Annotated in this window: 15 protein-coding genes and 1 pseudogene; 8 read left to right on the top strand and 8 right to left on the bottom strand. The window is 63.5% G+C overall.

What is annotated here, in order from left to right:
• Nucleotides 1–4 precede the first annotated feature (4 nt).
• Nucleotides 5–598, bottom strand: coding sequence for a hypothetical protein (locus IZU87_RS07355; RefSeq protein WP_052384509.1), 594 nt, complete (start codon nt 596–598; stop codon nt 5–7).
• A gap of 267 nt (nt 599–865) precedes the next feature.
• On the opposite strand from IZU87_RS07355, the gene IZU87_RS07350 reads away from it, so the two are divergent.
• Nucleotides 866–1795 (top strand): AEC family transporter, encoded by a 930-nt coding sequence (locus IZU87_RS07350; protein WP_131431117.1) that lies wholly within the window; start codon nt 866–868, stop codon nt 1793–1795.
• A gap of 278 nt (nt 1796–2073) precedes the next feature.
• Here IZU87_RS07350 and IZU87_RS07345 read toward each other — a convergent pair whose 3' ends face one another.
• The 4 genes from IZU87_RS07345 to thiS form a co-directional block, all read right to left on the bottom strand.
• Nucleotides 2074–2991, bottom strand: a complete 918-nt coding sequence (locus tag IZU87_RS07345; RefSeq protein WP_249330485.1) for a putative RNA methyltransferase — start codon at nt 2989–2991, stop codon at nt 2074–2076.
• 189 nt (nt 2992–3180) lie between these two features.
• Nucleotides 3181–4020 (bottom strand): tRNA (guanosine(46)-N7)-methyltransferase TrmB, encoded by an 840-nt coding sequence (gene trmB / locus IZU87_RS07340; RefSeq protein ID WP_082388702.1) that lies wholly within the window; start codon nt 4018–4020, stop codon nt 3181–3183.
• A 60-nt stretch (nt 4021–4080) separates the two neighbouring features.
• The gene (locus IZU87_RS07335; protein ID WP_107335722.1) at nt 4081–4914 is read right to left on the bottom strand and encodes a thiazole synthase; all 834 of its coding nucleotides are present in this window, start codon (nt 4912–4914) and stop codon (nt 4081–4083) included.
• A 79-nt stretch (nt 4915–4993) separates the two neighbouring features.
• A complete protein-coding gene (thiS, locus tag IZU87_RS07330) occupies nt 4994–5194 on the bottom strand; it encodes a sulfur carrier protein ThiS (RefSeq protein ID WP_043336981.1) in 201 nt (66 codons plus the stop codon).
• A gap of 99 nt (nt 5195–5293) precedes the next feature.
• Between thiS and IZU87_RS07325 the strand changes: the two genes are divergently transcribed.
• Nucleotides 5294–5713, top strand: coding sequence for a DUF423 domain-containing protein (locus IZU87_RS07325; RefSeq protein ID WP_043336980.1), 420 nt, complete (start codon nt 5294–5296; stop codon nt 5711–5713).
• Nucleotides 5714–5751: 38 nt separating this feature from the next.
• Here IZU87_RS07325 and IZU87_RS07320 read toward each other — a convergent pair whose 3' ends face one another.
• A complete protein-coding gene (locus IZU87_RS07320) occupies nt 5752–6168 on the bottom strand; it encodes a PaaI family thioesterase (protein ID WP_043336979.1) in 417 nt (138 codons plus the stop codon).
• A 197-nt stretch (nt 6169–6365) separates the two neighbouring features.
• A complete protein-coding gene (locus tag IZU87_RS07315) occupies nt 6366–8546 on the bottom strand; it encodes a malate synthase G (RefSeq protein WP_213114155.1) in 2181 nt (726 codons plus the stop codon).
• Nucleotides 8547–8954: 408 nt separating this feature from the next.
• On the opposite strand from IZU87_RS07315, the gene IZU87_RS07310 reads away from it, so the two are divergent.
• The 4 genes from IZU87_RS07310 (at nt 8955) to IZU87_RS07295 (ending at nt 12831) form a co-directional block, all read left to right on the top strand.
• Nucleotides 8955–9947: an alpha/beta hydrolase gene (locus tag IZU87_RS07310; protein ID WP_107335724.1), complete on the top strand. Its 993-nt coding sequence runs from the start codon at nt 8955–8957 to the stop codon at nt 9945–9947.
• The gene (locus IZU87_RS07305) at nt 9944–10471 is read left to right on the top strand and encodes a hypothetical protein (protein WP_153635041.1); all 528 of its coding nucleotides are present in this window, start codon (nt 9944–9946) and stop codon (nt 10469–10471) included. The genes IZU87_RS07310 and IZU87_RS07305 overlap by 4 nt, the downstream gene beginning before the upstream one ends.
• A 98-nt stretch (nt 10472–10569) precedes the next feature.
• A complete protein-coding gene (locus IZU87_RS07300; protein ID WP_213114154.1) occupies nt 10570–11721 on the top strand; it encodes a pyridoxal phosphate-dependent aminotransferase in 1152 nt (383 codons plus the stop codon).
• Between the two features lie 24 nt (nt 11722–11745).
• A complete protein-coding gene (locus IZU87_RS07295; protein ID WP_213114153.1) occupies nt 11746–12831 on the top strand; it encodes an Lnb N-terminal periplasmic domain-containing protein in 1086 nt (361 codons plus the stop codon).
• Between the two features lie 34 nt (nt 12832–12865).
• Here IZU87_RS07295 and IZU87_RS07290 read toward each other — a convergent pair.
• Nucleotides 12866–13567, bottom strand: a pseudogene (locus IZU87_RS07290) (ATP-binding protein); the annotation flags it as partial.
• Nucleotides 13568–13756: 189 nt separating this feature from the next.
• On the opposite strand from IZU87_RS07290, the gene IZU87_RS07285 reads away from it, so the two are divergent.
• Nucleotides 13757–14389, top strand: coding sequence for a TnsA endonuclease N-terminal domain-containing protein (locus IZU87_RS07285; protein ID WP_349305168.1), 633 nt, complete (start codon nt 13757–13759; stop codon nt 14387–14389).
• On the top strand, nt 14382–16358 hold a 1977-nt coding region (locus IZU87_RS07280; protein WP_249330484.1), incomplete at its 3' end, for a TnsB C-terminal domain-containing protein. The genes IZU87_RS07285 and IZU87_RS07280, both read left to right, overlap by 8 nt.

The raw sequence follows: 16358 nt of genomic DNA, 5'->3' as shown, positions 1-16358 counted from the left end.
GCGGCTAGCTGCCCTGATGCGTCGGGCGGGTATCACTGCGAAACAATTGATCGACCGAGCTTTCGAGCTGCTCCGCCGTGGTGGCCTGCGGGTGGCTATCGAAATCGAACCAGCTGCCCAGTCGGCCACGCTCGGTGGTCACGATCACCTGCGCGCGCCACGCCATGGTCGCGCTGCTGCAGAACCCCAGCTGCCCTTCCCCCTGCCAATGCTGGCGCTCGAGGCTCTGGGCATCGGTGGTGTTCAGCACGCTGCGCTTCACGCCCATGTCCATGTGGCGGCCGATGAAGTCCACCTCGACCCCCTCCGGTGAGACGCCTTCCGTCATCACGCGAATGCCCAGCGGCGTCAGCGGACTGATATCGCCCTCCAGCGCCAGGGTGATACGCCCGAAGCGGCCCAGCTCGGCAGTACAGGGGGCATGATTGAGCTCGCAGGACTGATTGGGCGCAAACCAGGTCACCTTGCCGTTGCTGCCGTCGCGTACCAGGTAATAGTCGATCAGGTAATACAGCGAGACCACGATGGTGATCAACGTGACGATGATCAGCAGATTGAGCAGCCGCGGGCGGGCATTGTCTTCTTCTACGCGATACATGGCAGTTCCGGCAACGGTCCGGCAGCGCATCGACAGGCAAGGCGCCCCGAATGGGAAAGAAAGTGACGTGATGGGAATGGTCTGCGCTCAGCCACGACATGACGCCAGCGCGTGACCGGCGAACAAGACCTGAGTCCAAGTGCAGCGCTGAGCGAGTCATGACAAGCTTACCAGCCCGCCTCACCGCGGCAGCAGGCGAGACATCATGTCACGCGCACGCCACATCGCTCTCAAGGCATTCGCACTCAGCCCCGACAAGGAGTCAGCATGGCAAGTGTACAGCAGGCGCTCGGCCCCCTCTTCCTGTTGATCCTCGCGGGGGCGCTACTCGGGTGGAAGCGCTTCCCCGGCGAAGGCTTCTGGAGCGAACTGGAACGCCTGATCTATTACGTGCTCTTCCCCGCCATGTTGGTGTCCACGCTGGCACGTGCCGACATGGCCAGCGTGCCGGTCGTGGCGCTGGCCAGCGTGATGCTGGGCGCGATGCTGCTGTTCGCCGCCGCGCTATGGCTGAGCTGGCGTCACGCGCCGGACTGGCTGAGCCGTCATATGGGCGACGCCGCCTCCTTTACCTCGCTCTTCCAGGGCAGCATCCGCTTCAACAGTTACGTCGGTGTGGCCGGGGCAGCAGCGCTGCATGGCAGTGCCGGGGCAACCGTCGCGGCCGTGGCGCTGGCGCTGATGGTGCCGGCCGCCAACCTGCTGTGCGTGATGGCCTTCATCGGGGCTGGCACCCTGGGCGAAGGTGGCCTGCTGCGCTCGCTCAAGGCGCTGACCCGCAATCCGCTGGTGCTGGCGTGTCTGGCCGGCACGGCGCTCAACCTGAGCGGCATCGGCTTGCCGGGCTGGAGTGGCGACGCCATCAGCCTGCTGGGGCGCGCCGCCTTGCCGCTCGGCCTGGTCGCGGTGGGTGTGGCGCTGCGCCCGCGTGTACTGGTGAGCAGTGGCAGCGTGGCGTGGCTGGCGAGCCTGCTGAAGCTGCTGGCGATGCCGGCACTGGTGGTCGTGCTCTGCCGGTGGTTCGGCCTCGAGGGAGTGGCGCGCGATGTGGCGATTCTGTTCGCGGCGCTGCCCACCGCGACCTCCGCCTATATTCTGGCCCGCCAGCTAGGCGGCAATGCCGAGCTGATGGCGGCCTTGATCACCGCCCAGACGCTACTGGCGATGCTGACCCTGCCCCTGTGGCTGGCGACCTGATCTCTTGTCGACCTGAGCTCCTGTCGAGCTGTCGAGCTGACGACCGCATATCCGAACGCGACGTGAGAGCTCGCAGCGTGCGTAGCGCACAACAAAAAGGGCATCCCCAGATGAGGATGCCCAAGACCGTGACTAGCTTGATGAGGAGAAACACCGTAGCGGGGGCCTGACTCCGCCGCTACGGCTGGGCTTGCGCCCTGCGATGTCTGCCCGGACACCCCACAGACAAGATAATCATTCTCATTTGCTTTTGCAAGGCAAATGCGAAGAATTTCTATTTAAGCTTTATCTTGTGCATCCTCGAGCGAGAACACCCTCAACTCCGCATGCAGCTCGACCTCCAACGCCGTCATGGCTTCCGCACGCGCCAGGCCATCACGCTCGGCGCGATACAGATGCGGGGTCATGGTCAGCAGGTCCCGAATCTGCTCATTGCTGGTCAATGACAGCCCCGCATGCAGATGCTCGACCTCGCCGCTGATGGTGAAGCCAGCAGACTCGGCAGCGCTCAGTCCGGCCTCGCCACGCGCGGGCTTCAGCTCGCGGTAGAGAATCTTGCGCAACGCCAGCAGATGCTCGGCCCCCGCTTCCAGCAGCACGACGTGGCCACCGGGCTTGAGGACACGCGCGAATTCCTGCCAGACAGGGAAGCCGAAGGCGCAGATGACGACATCCACACACGCATCCTCCAGCGGCAGAGCGGCGTTGGTGCCCACCAGCCAGGCGGCATCACGTGACTGCTTCGCCGCGGCCAGCACCGCGTGCTTGGAGATATCCAGCCCCGCCGCCGTCAGCGAGAGATTCTGCTCACCGGCAGCGCACGCCAGCTGACGCAGATAGAAGCCTTCGCCGCAGCCGGCATCCAGCACGGCCAGCGGCGCCTGAGTCGACTGGGCCGCTGCCAATGCCAGCACACGACTGGCCAAGGCTGATGCAAGAGGCTGATAGCCGCCCAACGCGAACAGACGCTGGCGGCCACTGACCATCGCCTTGCTGTCGCCGGGGTCCAGGCTGCGCTTGCGCTGCACCGGCAGCAGATTGACATGCCCCTGGCGTGCGATATCGAAGCGATGCCCGTCGGCACAGCACCAGCTCTGGCCGTCACGTACCAGCGGCTGGGCATCCAGCGGACAGGTCAGGGCCGTCAGCGGGGTCATGGTCGGGCGATCAGCCGAATCGGCGGTAAGCGTCGTCATGGTCAGCAACTCTCGGGACGAGGAAAGAAAGGGACAGCAAACACAGCAAGCGGCACAGACCGCCACGCAGGCAAATGGCCTTGGCACGCAGAACCGCGCCATGGCGATGGGCCTCACACGCAAGCGGCCACCCGAAGGCGGCCGCGATGCAGCGTCATGAAGACGCCGCCACTGCGCACGAGGCGCTGATCAGTCCTGCTTGACGAAGATCAAGTCCCACACGCCATGGCCGAGACGCTCGCCGCGCTGTTCGAACTTGGTCAGCGGACGGAAGTCCGGACGCGGCACGTAGGGTGCGGTTTCCGCCGGAGCGGTGTTGGCAAAGCCCGGTGCTTCGGCCATCTCTTCCGCCATCGCTTCGGCGTAGTTGGCCCAGTCGGTGGCCATGTGGAAGTGGCCGCCCGGCTTGAGCACACGACGCACCAGCTCGACGAAGGCCGGCTGAACGATACGACGCTTGTGGTGCTTCTTCTTCGGCCACGGGTCCGGGAAGAACAGCTGGAAGGTGTCGGCGCAACCGGCCGGCACGCAATCCGCCAGCACTTCCAGCGCGTCGTGACGATAGACACGCAGGTTGGTCAGGCCCAGCTTGTCGACATCATCCAGCAGCTTGCCGACGCCCGGCGCGTGCACTTCGATGCCGATGAAGTCGGTGTCCGGGTTGGCCTGTGCCTGTTCACACAGTGACTTGCCCATGCCGAAGCCGACTTCGATCACCAGCGGCGCCCGACGCCCGAACAGCGCTTCGAGATCCAGCTCGCCCTGCTCGTGACGCAGGCCAAGGCGCGGGAAGACCTCTTCGAGCCCGCGGGTCTGGGCCTGGGTCATGCGGCCACCACGAATCACGTAGCTCTTGATGCCACGCTTGCGGGCGACGGCTTCATCGGCAACGGAAGGGGTCGCTGGCGCGCTTTCGGTCTGCACGCTCTCGGGCTGCGCGCTCTCGTTCTGCACACTCTCTTGCTGCGCATCGTCAGCGGGAGCAGAAGTGGACGTGTCGTCCTGCGGCTTGGAAGTCTCGTCAGTCATGGGGTCGTCTTGGTCTTTGCATGAACGATGCGCGTGCATCGGATTCGAATGTTTCAGGGCTCAGCCGGTGATCAGGCCAGCGCCCGGTGAGGAAGCACGTGCCGTCAGGCGAGTCGGCATGCGGCCGGCCAGGAAGGCGCCACGGCCGGAAATCACGGCCTGACGCATGGCATCTGCCATCAACAGCGGCTGGCGCGCGTGGGCGATGGCACTGTTCATCAGCACGCCATCACAGCCCAGCTCCATGGCGAAGGCGGCTTCTGACGCCGTACCCAGACCAGCATCGACCAGCACCGGCACATTGGCGCGCTCGATGATCAGCGATAGGGTGTGCGGGTTGAGAATGCCGAGGCCGGAGCCGATCAGCGAGCCCAGCGGCATGATGGCGCAGCAGCCGATTTCCTCGAGCTGGCGCGCGACGATGGGGTCGTCGGAGGTATACACCATCACGTCGAAGCCATCGGCGACCAGCTCTTCAGCGGCCTTGAGCGTCTCGACGATATTGGGATACAGCGTGTCCTGATCGCCCAGCACTTCCAGCTTGACCAGGTTGTGGCCATCCAGCAGTTCACGGGCCAGCTTGCAGGTACGTACCGCGTCACGCGCGTTGTAGCAGCCGGCGGTGTTGGGCAGGAAGGTATAGCGATCCGGTGACAGCACGTCGAGCAGGTTCGGCTCGTCAGCGTTCTGGCCCAGATTGGTACGGCGGACCGCAAAGGTGACCACTTCCGCGCCGGACGTCTCGATGGCGGAGCGTGTCTCGTCCATGTCCTTGTACTTGCCGGTACCGACCAGCAGGCGCGAGGAGAACTCGCGACCGGCGACGATCAACGGGCTGTCGCCGGCGACCTGGGTGACGGGGTGGTTCAATGTCGGGGCAGAACTGTCTGTCATGATGACCTCATCGAGCTGGACGTGGACGCGCTGAGCGCGAGCGAGTAGTGAAAAGTGTCAATCCTGGAAACAGGACGGATCAGCCACCACCGATGGCATGGACGATCTCGATGCGGTCACCGGCATGCAGACGGGTGTCGGCGTGCGCGCTACGTGGCACGATGTCTTCATTGCGTTCCACTGCCAGTCGGCGGCCCTGGAGACCGAGACTCTCGACCAGGGCGGCAATCGTCGTGTCGTCCGTCACCACGTGGTCTTCACCGTTGAGCTGTATCTGCATGCTGTCCTCCCGCGAAAAGAGGCCGCTATTGTAGCGGCTTTACGTGGACAGGCGTAGGCACATCGTGCCGCGCCACCTGCCCTCAAGGAATTATTGTCTATGCGTCACAACGACTCCCACTCCCGCCACTGGTGGCTGGCCATGGGACTGGCCGGCATGTCCACCGTCGCGCTGGGTGCCTTCGCCAGCCATGGCCTGCGCGGCACCCTGAGCGCGGACATGCTGCGCGTGTTCGAGACCGGCGTACGCTATCAGATGTGGCACGTGCTGGCGGCGGTCGGGGTACTCGCCTGGCGCTCGGTGCAGCCGCTGCGCGGCCAGATGCTGACGCTGGGGCTGTGGGCGGCCGGCATCCTGATGTTCTCGGGGTCGCTGTATGCTCTGGCGACCACGGCGCGCACCCAGCTGGGCATCATCACACCCATCGGCGGCCTGCTGCTGATCGCCGGCTGGCTGAGCCTGGCCGTCACCGGCTGGCGTCAGCGCGGCAGCGAAGAGAAGGATATCAACAAGCTGTAGCGGACTGGCCCAAGACGTTGCCCATGACCGTCCCGGGGTCAGTCATCGCTGTCCGGCAAGGTATAGGTCGCGGTCACGATGGCGACCGGGTCGGTGTCACCGTGGCTGAAAAGCTCTATCTCGCCGACGGCCAGCCGCCGACCCAGCTTGCGGATACGCGCGGTGGCCATCAGATCGCGGTCGCCGCGCGCGCGACGCAGGAAGTGAATGCTGAGGTCACTGGTGACGGCCATCGGCTCCGGGCCGATCTCGCCGAGAATCGCGACATACAGGCAGACATCCGCCAGCGCCATCATCGTCGGCCCGGACACACAGCTGCCGGGACGCAGGTGCTCGTCCTCGATGGCCAGCCCCATGGTCGCCCAGCGATCGCCGACGGCCTCGATGGTACCCAGACGCTGGGGGAAGACTTCATCGAGGAAATCCTCGATGGCGGCGGCGCTCATCACGGGCATGACATTCTCCTCGACACACTGGATCCGATCGCGCGGTTACGCGGTTTCTGAGGCAAGGCTAGCGGCAAATGCGGCCTCGGGAAACATGCGCCTGGCAAAATAGTGGCCGGGCAATTCCTGCTCGGCGACAGACAACAACGGCGACCCAGGGTCGCCGTTGTTGTGTTCAGTGTTTCCTGCCGTCAGCCGCCCTGCGATCAGCGCGCCTGCTGCTTTTTCTCGAGGCGACGGCGATGCAGGACCGGCTCGGTGTAGCCGCTCGGCTGCACGCGCCCCTGGAAGACCAGCTCGCAGGCGGCCTGGAAGGCGATGGAGCCCTCGAGGTCATCCGTCATCGCCTGATAGCTGGGGTCCGCGGCATTCTGGCGGTCCACCACGCCGGCCATGCGCTCCAGCGTGTCCTGTACCTGGGCACTGTCGACGATGCCGTGATGCAGCCAGTTGGCGATGTGCTGGCTGGAGATGCGCAGCGTGGCGCGGTCTTCCATCAGGCCGACATCATGGATGTCCGGCACCTTGGAGCAACCGGTGCCGTGATCGATCCAGCGCACCACATAGCCGAGAATCCCCTGGGCATTGTTGTCCAGCTCGGCCTGGATCTCCTCGGCACTCCACTGGGGGTCGAGCTCCAGCGGGATGGTCAGCAGGTCATCGAGGCTGGCACGCGGACGGCTGAGCAGATCATGCTGCACGTCCTTCACCGAGACCTGGTGATAGTGCAGCGCATGCAGCACGGCGGCGGTCGGTGACGGCACCCAGGCGGTGTTGGCACCAGCGCGCGGGTGGCCGATCTTCTGCTCGAGCATCGCGGCCATCAGGTCGGGCATGGCCCACATGCCCTTGCCGATCTGGGCGCGGCCCCGCAGGCCACATTCCAGGCCGACATCCACGTTCCATTTCTCGTAGGCCTGGATCCAGGCGGCGCCCTTCATGTCGCCCTTGCGCAGCATCGGGCCGGCTTCCATCGAGGTGTGCATCTCGTCACCGGTGCGGTCCAGGAAGCCGGTGTTGATGAAGGCCACGCGGGAGCTGGCGGCCGCGATGCAGGCCTTGAGGTTGACGGTGGTGCGGCGCTCCTCATCCATGATGCCCATCTTGAGCGTGGAGTCCGGCAGCCCCAGCAGCTGCTCGACCCGCGCGAACAGCTCATCGGCGAAGGCGACTTCCTCGGGGCCATGCATCTTGGGCTTGACGATGTAGACGGAGCCGGTGCGCGAGTTGCAGATGCCGCCGCGGTCCTGCTTGTCGCCCTTGAGGTCGTGCAGCGCGATCAGGCTGGTGAAGATGGCATCCATGATGCCTTCCGGCGCTTCACTGCCGTCCTCGAGCAGGATGGCCGGGTTGGTCATCAGATGGCCGACGTTGCGAATCAGCATCAGCGAGCGACCATGCAGCACGCGCGTGGTGCCATCGGCGCCGGTGTATTCGCGGTCCGCATTCAGCTTGCGCGTCATGCTGCGGCCATTCTTCTCCAGCGTCTCGGTCAGGTCGCCCTTCATCAGGCCCAGCCAGTTGCGATAGACCGTCACCTTGTCTTCGGCATCGACGGCGGCCACCGAGTCCTCGCAGTCCATGATGGTGGAGAGCGCGGCCTCCATGATCAGGTCACTGACGTTGGCGGGATCGGTCTTGCCGATGGGGTGCTCGGCATCGATCACAAGCTCGGCGTGCAGGCCGTTGTGGGCGAAGATGATCGCGCTCGGCGCGCTTTCATCGCCGCGATAACCGAGGAAGCGTTCCGGCGACTTGAGGCTGAGGTCACGCCCTCCGGCACGCACCAGCAGATGACCATCACGAATCGTGTAGCCTTCGCTGTCGTGGTGACTGCCGCCGGCCAGCGGCGCGATGGTATCCAGCACCTGGCGCGCATAGGCGACGACCTTGGCCCCGCGCGCCGGGTTGTAGTCCTTGCCACGCTCGGCGCCATCTTCCTCGCTGATCGCGTCGGTGCCGTAGAGCGCATCATAGAGGGAGCCCCAGCGCGCATTGGCGGCATTCAGGGCGTAGCGGGCATTCATCACCGGCACCACCAGCTGCGGGCCAGCCTGCTGACAGATCTCGCTATCCACGAAGGCGGTGCTGGCTTCGACGGTATTCGGCTCCGGCAGCAGATAGCTGATCTTGTGCAGAAACGCCTTGTAGGCCTCGAGGTCTACCTTGCCCGGATGCTCGCGGTGCCAGGCGTCGATCTCGCTCTGCAGCTGCTCGCGGGTCGCCAGCAGTTCGCGGTTGCGCGGTGCCAGCTCGTGCAGCAGTGAATCGACACCCGCCCAGAAGGTCTCCGGCGCGATCCCTGTGCCCGGCAGCGCTTCCTGCTCGATGAAGCGGTGCAGGCTGGCGTCGATGGCCAGGCGCTGAAGTTGAATACGGTCGGTCATGCGTTTGCTCTCCCTGAAAACGAATCGCTGGAAACCCTCAACGGCTGACAACACTGCAAGCAGTGGTGTTCAAAAGGATTTTCGCCAGACGGCACTCACTGGCGCGGCGTTTGACGCGACTGCTGACGCGCGACTGCCCGACAAGCGTGAGCCATCGAGACGCCGGGCAGGAAGACGCTGTCACCTGCCGGGCGGGGACGAATCCCATCACCATACCCGATGGCGAGGCCGGCGAAAGGACTGCTATGACCAATGAACAAGCTCATGGAGCCCGATTACCCGCCCAGCGTTGATTCCGCGTCGCTGTTGTTGCTCGGCGACAGGCGGGGAAAACAGTGAAGAAACACTGTTCTTTGTGTAGCTCGCAGCCGCGCCAGCCGCTAGCATGGCAGCATTATGGAGATGACCATGCCCGATTTCAGTGAACTGCTCGACCACGGCCCCTTTATCCGCCTGCCTGACATGCTGCCGGGCCAGACGTCCAGTCCACTGGAGCGTTACCTGGGCCATTATGGCCTCGATGCGCTGCGCAGCGAGGACATCGCCGTGCATGCCGGCCACCTGGAGGCCGGAGGCTTTCGCCTGTGGGCCCAGCTGTGGACACCGCGCAAGCCGCGCGGCACCGTCTTCGTGGTCCACGGCTACTTCGATCACCTCGCTCTCTATCGCCATCTGCTGGCGCACCTGCTGCGCAACGGCTGGCAGGTCGCCTTGTGGGACCTGCCGGGGCATGGCCTGTCATCCGGCGAGCCCGCCTCCATCGATGACTTCGGCGACTATGTCGGCTGTCTGCAGGCCTTCCAGGATTACCTGGAAGACCACAGCCTGGCGCCGCACCCGTGGTTCGGCATCGGCCAGAGCACCGGCGGCTCGGTGCTGGCTACCGACGCCCTGATGCGTGGCGATGAATCGCGCTGGCAGGGTATCGCCCTGCTCGCACCGCTGGTGCGGCCGTGGGGCTGGTCGCAGTCACGCTGGCTGCACAGCATGGCGCGCCCCTTTATCGATTCCATTCCGCGCAAGTACCGCGCGAATACCAACGACGTGGCCTTCTACGAGTTTCTCAGCACCAATGATCCGCTGCAGGCCGATCGCCTCGCGGTGAAGTGGGTAACGGCGATGCGGGAGTGGATTCCCCGTCTCCGCGCCCTGCCCCCTTGCTCACTGCCGACCCTGATCCTGCAGGGCGAGCAGGACACCACCGTCGATTGGCAATGGAATCTCGGCGTGTTGGCCAGCAAGTTCCCCAATGCGCGCATCTACCGCCATCCCGAGGCCCAGCACCATCTGGTCAATGAAGCCGAGCCGATTCGTCAGGAGCTGTTTGCCGAGCTGGACGCCTTTCTCGATGCCCTGTCGCAGCGCCCGTCAGACCTGCCGCTGCAGGGGCGCACGGCATGATGGCCATGCATCGCCTGCGCATGCTGGCCGCGACCCTGCTACTCTCCACGCTGGCGGGCTGCATGAGCCTGGACCAGGTGCCGCGTGCCGAACGCGACCCCATCTATGGTCTCGGCCAGAGCGCGGCGCGCCTGATCGCCGAGCAGTCCTGGACACCCCCGCTCGAGCAACAGGTATTGCTGCTCGCGCCGCCCGAGGTAGATGCCACGCTGCAGGCCAACCCGGGCGCGCTGAACGAGGCGCTGACCCGCGCACTGCTGGCGCTCAAGAACGGGCCTCAGGTGCTCAACTGGAGCACTGACCGCCCTGCCGTCGATAGCCGCCAGTGGCGTCTCGAGACCACTCTCGAGGCCAGTGGCGCCGCACTGACCCTGTCAGACCGCACGCTGCAGCCGTATCAGCTGCAGCTGACGCTGGTCCGCAGCGCCAGTGCCGAGCGCAATGAGACGCGCACCTTCACCCTGAGCGGTGCCTTCGACCAGGCGGCCCTCGAGTCGCTGGCGCGCAATCACCCCGCGCCCTGAGCCCTGAGCCCTGAGTCCTGAGTCTTGCGCCCAGCTGCGCCGAGGTCCCCGCCACCTCTGATACACCCTTTACCGTTTTCTGCTTTTCCGGAGCCAACATGACCACCGCCAGTCCCCGTCGCTTTCTTGCCCACCTCTATCAGGATGGGCCGCATAACCCGTTCCCCGGCATCAAGGCGCTGGAACGCAGACTGGGACACGCGCTGCCGTATCAGTATGGCTCCAACGAAGGGCTCGACATGCCCCACCACACGCTGGGCGGCGCGCTGGGCACTGCCCTGGCCGACCTGAGCCGCAGCTATGCCGACGCCGATGCCTGGCAACTGCGCCAGCAACTGGCTGAGCGTCTGGGAGTCGCCTACGAGAACCTGCTGGTCGATGCCGGTGCCGACAGCCTGCTGGCACTGGTGATGCGCGCCACCGTCTGTGCGGGCGAGCGCGTGATCACCAGCGCCGGCACCTATCCGACCCTGGCGTACTTCGCCCGCGGGCTGGGTGCCGAGGTCATCGAGGTGCCCTACAGCGAGAGCTTCGCCACGGCCGATGACGCCTCATCGTCGCGACTGGCACCGGACCTCGCGGCGCTGCTCGCCGCGGCAAGGCAGCATGATGCCCGCGTCGTCTATCTCGCCAACCCCGATAACCCCAGCGGCCACCTGCATTCTGACGCCGATGTGCGCGCCCTGCGCGACGCCCTGCCGGAGAACTGCAGCCTGCTGCTGGACGAGGCCTATCACGACTTCCGCCCGGACGCCGCCCACGCTGACCATGCGCCGATGGCACGCACCTTCCGCCTGCGTACCTTCTCCAAGGCCTATGGGCTGGCGGGCCTGCGTCTCGGCTTCATGATCGCCGAGCCTGACGATGTCGCCATGCTGACCAAGGTGCGAATTCACTTCGCGGTCAGCGCCCCGGCTATGGCGGCAGGTGAGCTGCTGCTGGCGCACCCTGAAGAGGCGGCAGCGCACGTCGCCGGTGTCATCGACTGTCGCGATCGTCTTGCCGAGCACCTGCGCTCGCTGGGCGCGGAAGTGCTGCCCAGCGCGACCAACTTCCTCTGCGTGCGCCTCAAGAGCGCCGAACTGGCAGCGCAGGTGCAGCAGCAATTGATGGCTCAAGGCGTGCTGATCACTCGCTCTCCGCATCCTTCGCTTGGCCATATCCTGCGCATCTCGACACTCGAGGACAGTCTGGTGCCGGGCCGTCTCGCGCGTCTCGAGCAGGCCATCGCCGAAGAGCGCCGTTCATGAACGATTTATCGTGAGGGCCTCGCGATGACGCTGGTCAGCCTCGCGGCCCGTGCCTTGAGCAGCCTCGCCGTGGTGGGCGCGAGCCTCTGGCTGGTGCCCGCACTGTGGTTCCGCCTGCCGGGGCCGGAAGGGCTGCGCACCACCGTGGCTGCCCTCGCAGCAGTGCTGGGGCTCGTGTGCGTGATTGTCCTGTGGTGGCCGCAGGCCAGCGCGATTCGCTGGCGGCTGATGGGCAGCTACCTGATGCTGCTGGTCGCAAGCCTTGCCTGGTGGGCCAGCATCACGCCACGGGCGGACCGCGACTGGGCGCCGGAGGTGGCGCATCTGGTCGAGGGGCAGGTGGTCACGCCAGCACGGGACGAGGCATCGCCGGCAAGCGCCAGGACCGAGGCTGCCACGCAGGGTGAAGTGCTGCATCTCGAGCAGGTACGCAACTTCGTGTGGCACAGCGCCGAGGATTACACGCCGCGCTGGGAAAGCCGCGACTATCCGCTGGAGGAGCTGACCTCGGTGGACCTGCTGACCAGTCACTGGATGGGGCCGCAGATCGCCCACACACTGGTCAGCTTCGGCTTTGCCGATGGCCGCTATCTGGCCTTCTCGGTGGAGATCCGCAAGGAGCGCACCGAGCAGTTCTCGACCCTCGGCGGCATGTTCAAGCAGTACGAACTGGCGGTGATCGCCGCCGACGAACGCGACATCATCCGCGTGCGCAGCAACGTGCGCGGCGAGCAGGTGCACCTCTATCGGGTGCAGATGCCGCGCGAGATGATCCGCGAGCTGTTGCTGGCCTACGTCGACGAAGCCGAGACATTGCGCACTCAGCCACGCTTCTACAACACCGCCACCAGCAACTGCACCACCCTCGTCTACGCGATGATGACGCGCCTGACCGACGGCCTGCCGCTGGACTACCGCCTGCTGCTCTCCGGCTATCTGCCGGAATATGTCGCGGACCAGAACGCCCTGAGTGACGCTGCGCCCTTCGCGGAACTCAAGGCCAGCAGCCTGATCAATCCCGCCGCCATCGCCGCCGATGAGCATCCGGACGGCGACTTCTCACGCCTGATTCGTGCAGGCATTCCCGGCGCGGACAGACCTTCCTACTGAGCCCGAGCAGGGCTGACATCCTGACCCGCCGGCATCAGGCGCTGCGCTGCTGGGCACCGGCACCCGGGCGAGCCGGGTCCCTGCCCATCATGCGGTCCAGCTGGCGATAGCCGATGGCCTCCATCAGCTGCGGCCGCTGCACACCGTCCTGGTCGATCAGATCACTGAGTGTCAGCGCGACACGCAGCACCCGGTGATAGGCGCGCGCCGAGAGATTGAGGCGTGACAGCACACCGGCCAGCCACTGGCGCTCGCCGTCTTCCAGCTGACAGGCGGCTTCCAGCGCGTGGGTATCCAGATGGGCATTCAGGCCGCCGCGTGCCAATTGGCGCGCGCGAGCAGCCAGCACTCGTTCGCGCACGCCGGCCGAGGCCTCACCGGGGGTCGCGGATGTCAGCTCCTCGGCGGGCAGGCCCGGCACCTCGACCTGCAGGTCGATGCGGTCCAGCAACGGGCCGGACAGACGCGCCTGATAGCGCTGGATCTGCGCCGGCGTGCAGCTGCAATTGCGGCGACTGTCGCCGAGATAGCCGCAGGGGCAAGGGTTCATCGCCGCGACCAGCTGGAAGCGCGCCGGGAAACGGCGTTGATGGCTGGCGCGCGAGATCAGGATACGGCCACTCTCCAGCGGCTCGCGCATCACTTCCAGCACGCCACGGTCGAACTCCGCCAGCTCATCCAGAAACAGCACGCCATGATGCGCCAGCGACACCTCGCCCGGGCGCGGCTTGGAGCCACTGTCATTTTCAGCAATTGATGCGACCCTCAGGGCGTAATATCGGGCTATTATGGTAGTCTGTACAGGATTGAGTGCGACAGAATTAATAGCAATTGATGCGACAGGCCTTGTTTTATTCAACATTTGGTGCGACTACCCATGCCACTGCCTACATCCGTTCGTAAAATCGGCCCTACCCGACGAAGTGTGTCTGGCTACTATGCCTTTCGCGGGGAGGAGTCTATTGCGTTCGAGTCGACGCTCGAACGTGATTTCCTCATCAAGGCTGACTTTGATGTGAGCGTCCTTGGTGTGATTTCCCAGCCGTGCGAGATCCCGTTTCATCATCCCGTGACCGGTAGGCGCTACACCTACACACCTGACTATTTGGTTTATTACCGTCTCGGTAACCGTCATTACAGGGATTACCCAAAACCTCTCCTGGTGGAGGTCAAACCACGGGAAAAGTGGCAAGCACATTGGCGTGAATGGTCGCCTAAATGGAAGGCGGCGATACGGCATGCCAACAATGAGGGCTGGGCGTTTCGCATTCATGATGAAAGCCGCATTCGTGATAAGACCTTGGACAACATTACCTTCCTAGCGCGCTACAAGCGGATGGTGTTTCCCTCTGTCGAAAGCCAGGCAGTCCTCAACACGGTGAGGGAAATGGGGGTGGCGACCTTGGATTACCTGCTTTCTCGGCACTTTATGGGCGATATTTACCGGGCAGAGGGGATTGCGCATTTATGGCATCTACTGGCGACTCGGCAGTTAGATTGCGATATGGCCCAATCCTTCAGTCCTCTATCGGAGGTATGGGTACCCGATCATGAATAATCATCGTGGCAGCGCAACTGAACCCAATAACGGCGTCGCCCAAACACGCCAACACTTGCAGATTATGGTGGGTGAGCAGGTTCAGAAAGATGGCACCGTTTACCGAATTTCCCAGGTGCTCGATTTTGAGACGGTCATTGGCATTGCCGTTGAGTCCGGGCGTAGTTGCCCGCTTCGCATCAAAGAACTAGCGCCTCTCAATAGCGGGTCCGTATCCCCTGAGCAGGATATGTCCGAGATTGGGGATGCCGATTGGCGGGAGGCCGAGCATCGCTTTTCCATCATTAAGCCCTTGGTGGATCGCCATACGGTGGGGCGGGATGCAGCGGAGGAGCGTGCTAAACAAACGGGGGTTGATACGGCTACGATCTACCGTTGGTTGAAGCGGTATAAAGCGACGGGCTCGGTGCTTGCATTAATTCCTCAAAAGCCAGGGTGGAAGAAAGGAAAGTCGCGTATCCCCGCGCATGCCGAGGCGGTGATTCAGGAAGTCATCAAAGAGGTGTATTTGACGCTGCAGCGTCCGTCCGCACAAAAAGCGGTACAGGAAGTCATGCGGCGCTGCCATGAGCGGCGCATCGACCCGCCGAGCCCTGGTACCGTTCGTTCTCGTCTGCGCGACATCCCAGAGCGCGACCGATTGCGTGGGCATGGCTTTAGAGAAAAAGCGATTAATAAGTTTCAGCCGGCGGCCGGAAAATTTCCCAATGCGGACTATCCGTTAGCCGTCATGCAGATTGACCACACGCCTGCCGATATTATTTTGGTCGATGACGTATATCGCAAACCGATTGGCCGTCCATGGATTACGCTGGCCATGGACGTGTGTACTCGCATGGTCACGGGGTATTACTTATCGTTTGACCCGCCCTCTGAAACATCTGTCGGCATGTGTGTGGCGCACTCCATGCTTCCTAAAGATGAGTGGTTGCTACTGCATAATGTGGAGGCTGAGTGGCCGGTATGGGGCACACCCGCCACGATTCATGTCGATAACGGCCCAGATTTTCGCTCTGAGACGTTTAGGCGCTCATGCCTAGCCTATGGGATCAACCTTGAGTTTCGGCCTGTTAAGCAGCCTCGTTACGGTGGCCACATTGAGCGGGTGCTGGGGTCTCTTCTCAAAGAAATTCATAACCTGCCTGGGACGACTTTCTCCTCCATTAAAGAGAAAGAGGGGTACGATCCAGAGAAACACGCGGCCATGACGAAAAGCGAGTTTGAAGAGTGGCTGGTGACGTTGATCTGCAAGGTTTACCACCAGCGCCTTCATTCTGGGATTGGTATGTCGCCGATGAAGAAGTGGGAAATTGGTGTGTTTGGCAATGCGGATGTGCAGGGAGTGGGATTAGCGCCGAGGCCTGCTGACAGGCTCTCTGTATTGCTCGATTTTTTGCCCAGCTTTCAGCGTACGATCCAGACCTTTGGTGTGACCATCGATGGCATAAACTATTACGATGAAGCGCTAAGACCTTGGATCAATGCCAAAGATCCAGACATGCCAGACAAGAAACGCACCTTTGTTTTCCGGCGCGACCCTCGCGACATTAGTGTCATTTGGTTCAAAGACCCGGAGCTCGGGCACTATTTTCGCGTGCCCTTTGCCAATCTTGCCCTCCCCTCGATGAGTGTTTGGGAGTATGCCCAAGCTAAAGCGCGCCTTCGGCAGGAAGGAAGAAACTCGGTCAATGAGACTGAAATTCTACGCGCTATTAGTGAGCTGCGAACCCATGTGGAGGAGTCGCAAGCACGTACTAAGCGAAGTCGCCGTCAGGCACAACGACGTAAAGAGCATGAGAAGAAGGTGACGCCTGCAGATCCCCTTTTACATGCGCCCTCAACCGGAATCTGTCAACATAGTTGGCACATGAAGTGGTTCTGGCTTTTTAAAATCCTACTGCCTGCGGTGCCGGATCCCGCTCCGGATTCAGATGCACTATCTCCGGCAGATCGAGTTTCCGGATGTCGC

This window comes from Cobetia sp. MC34 (assembly GCF_018340035.1).
In the GTDB taxonomy this organism is placed as follows: Bacteria; Pseudomonadota; Gammaproteobacteria; order Pseudomonadales; family Halomonadaceae; genus Cobetia; species Cobetia amphilecti.
This window is presented reverse-complemented; position numbering and strand designations above follow the sequence as displayed.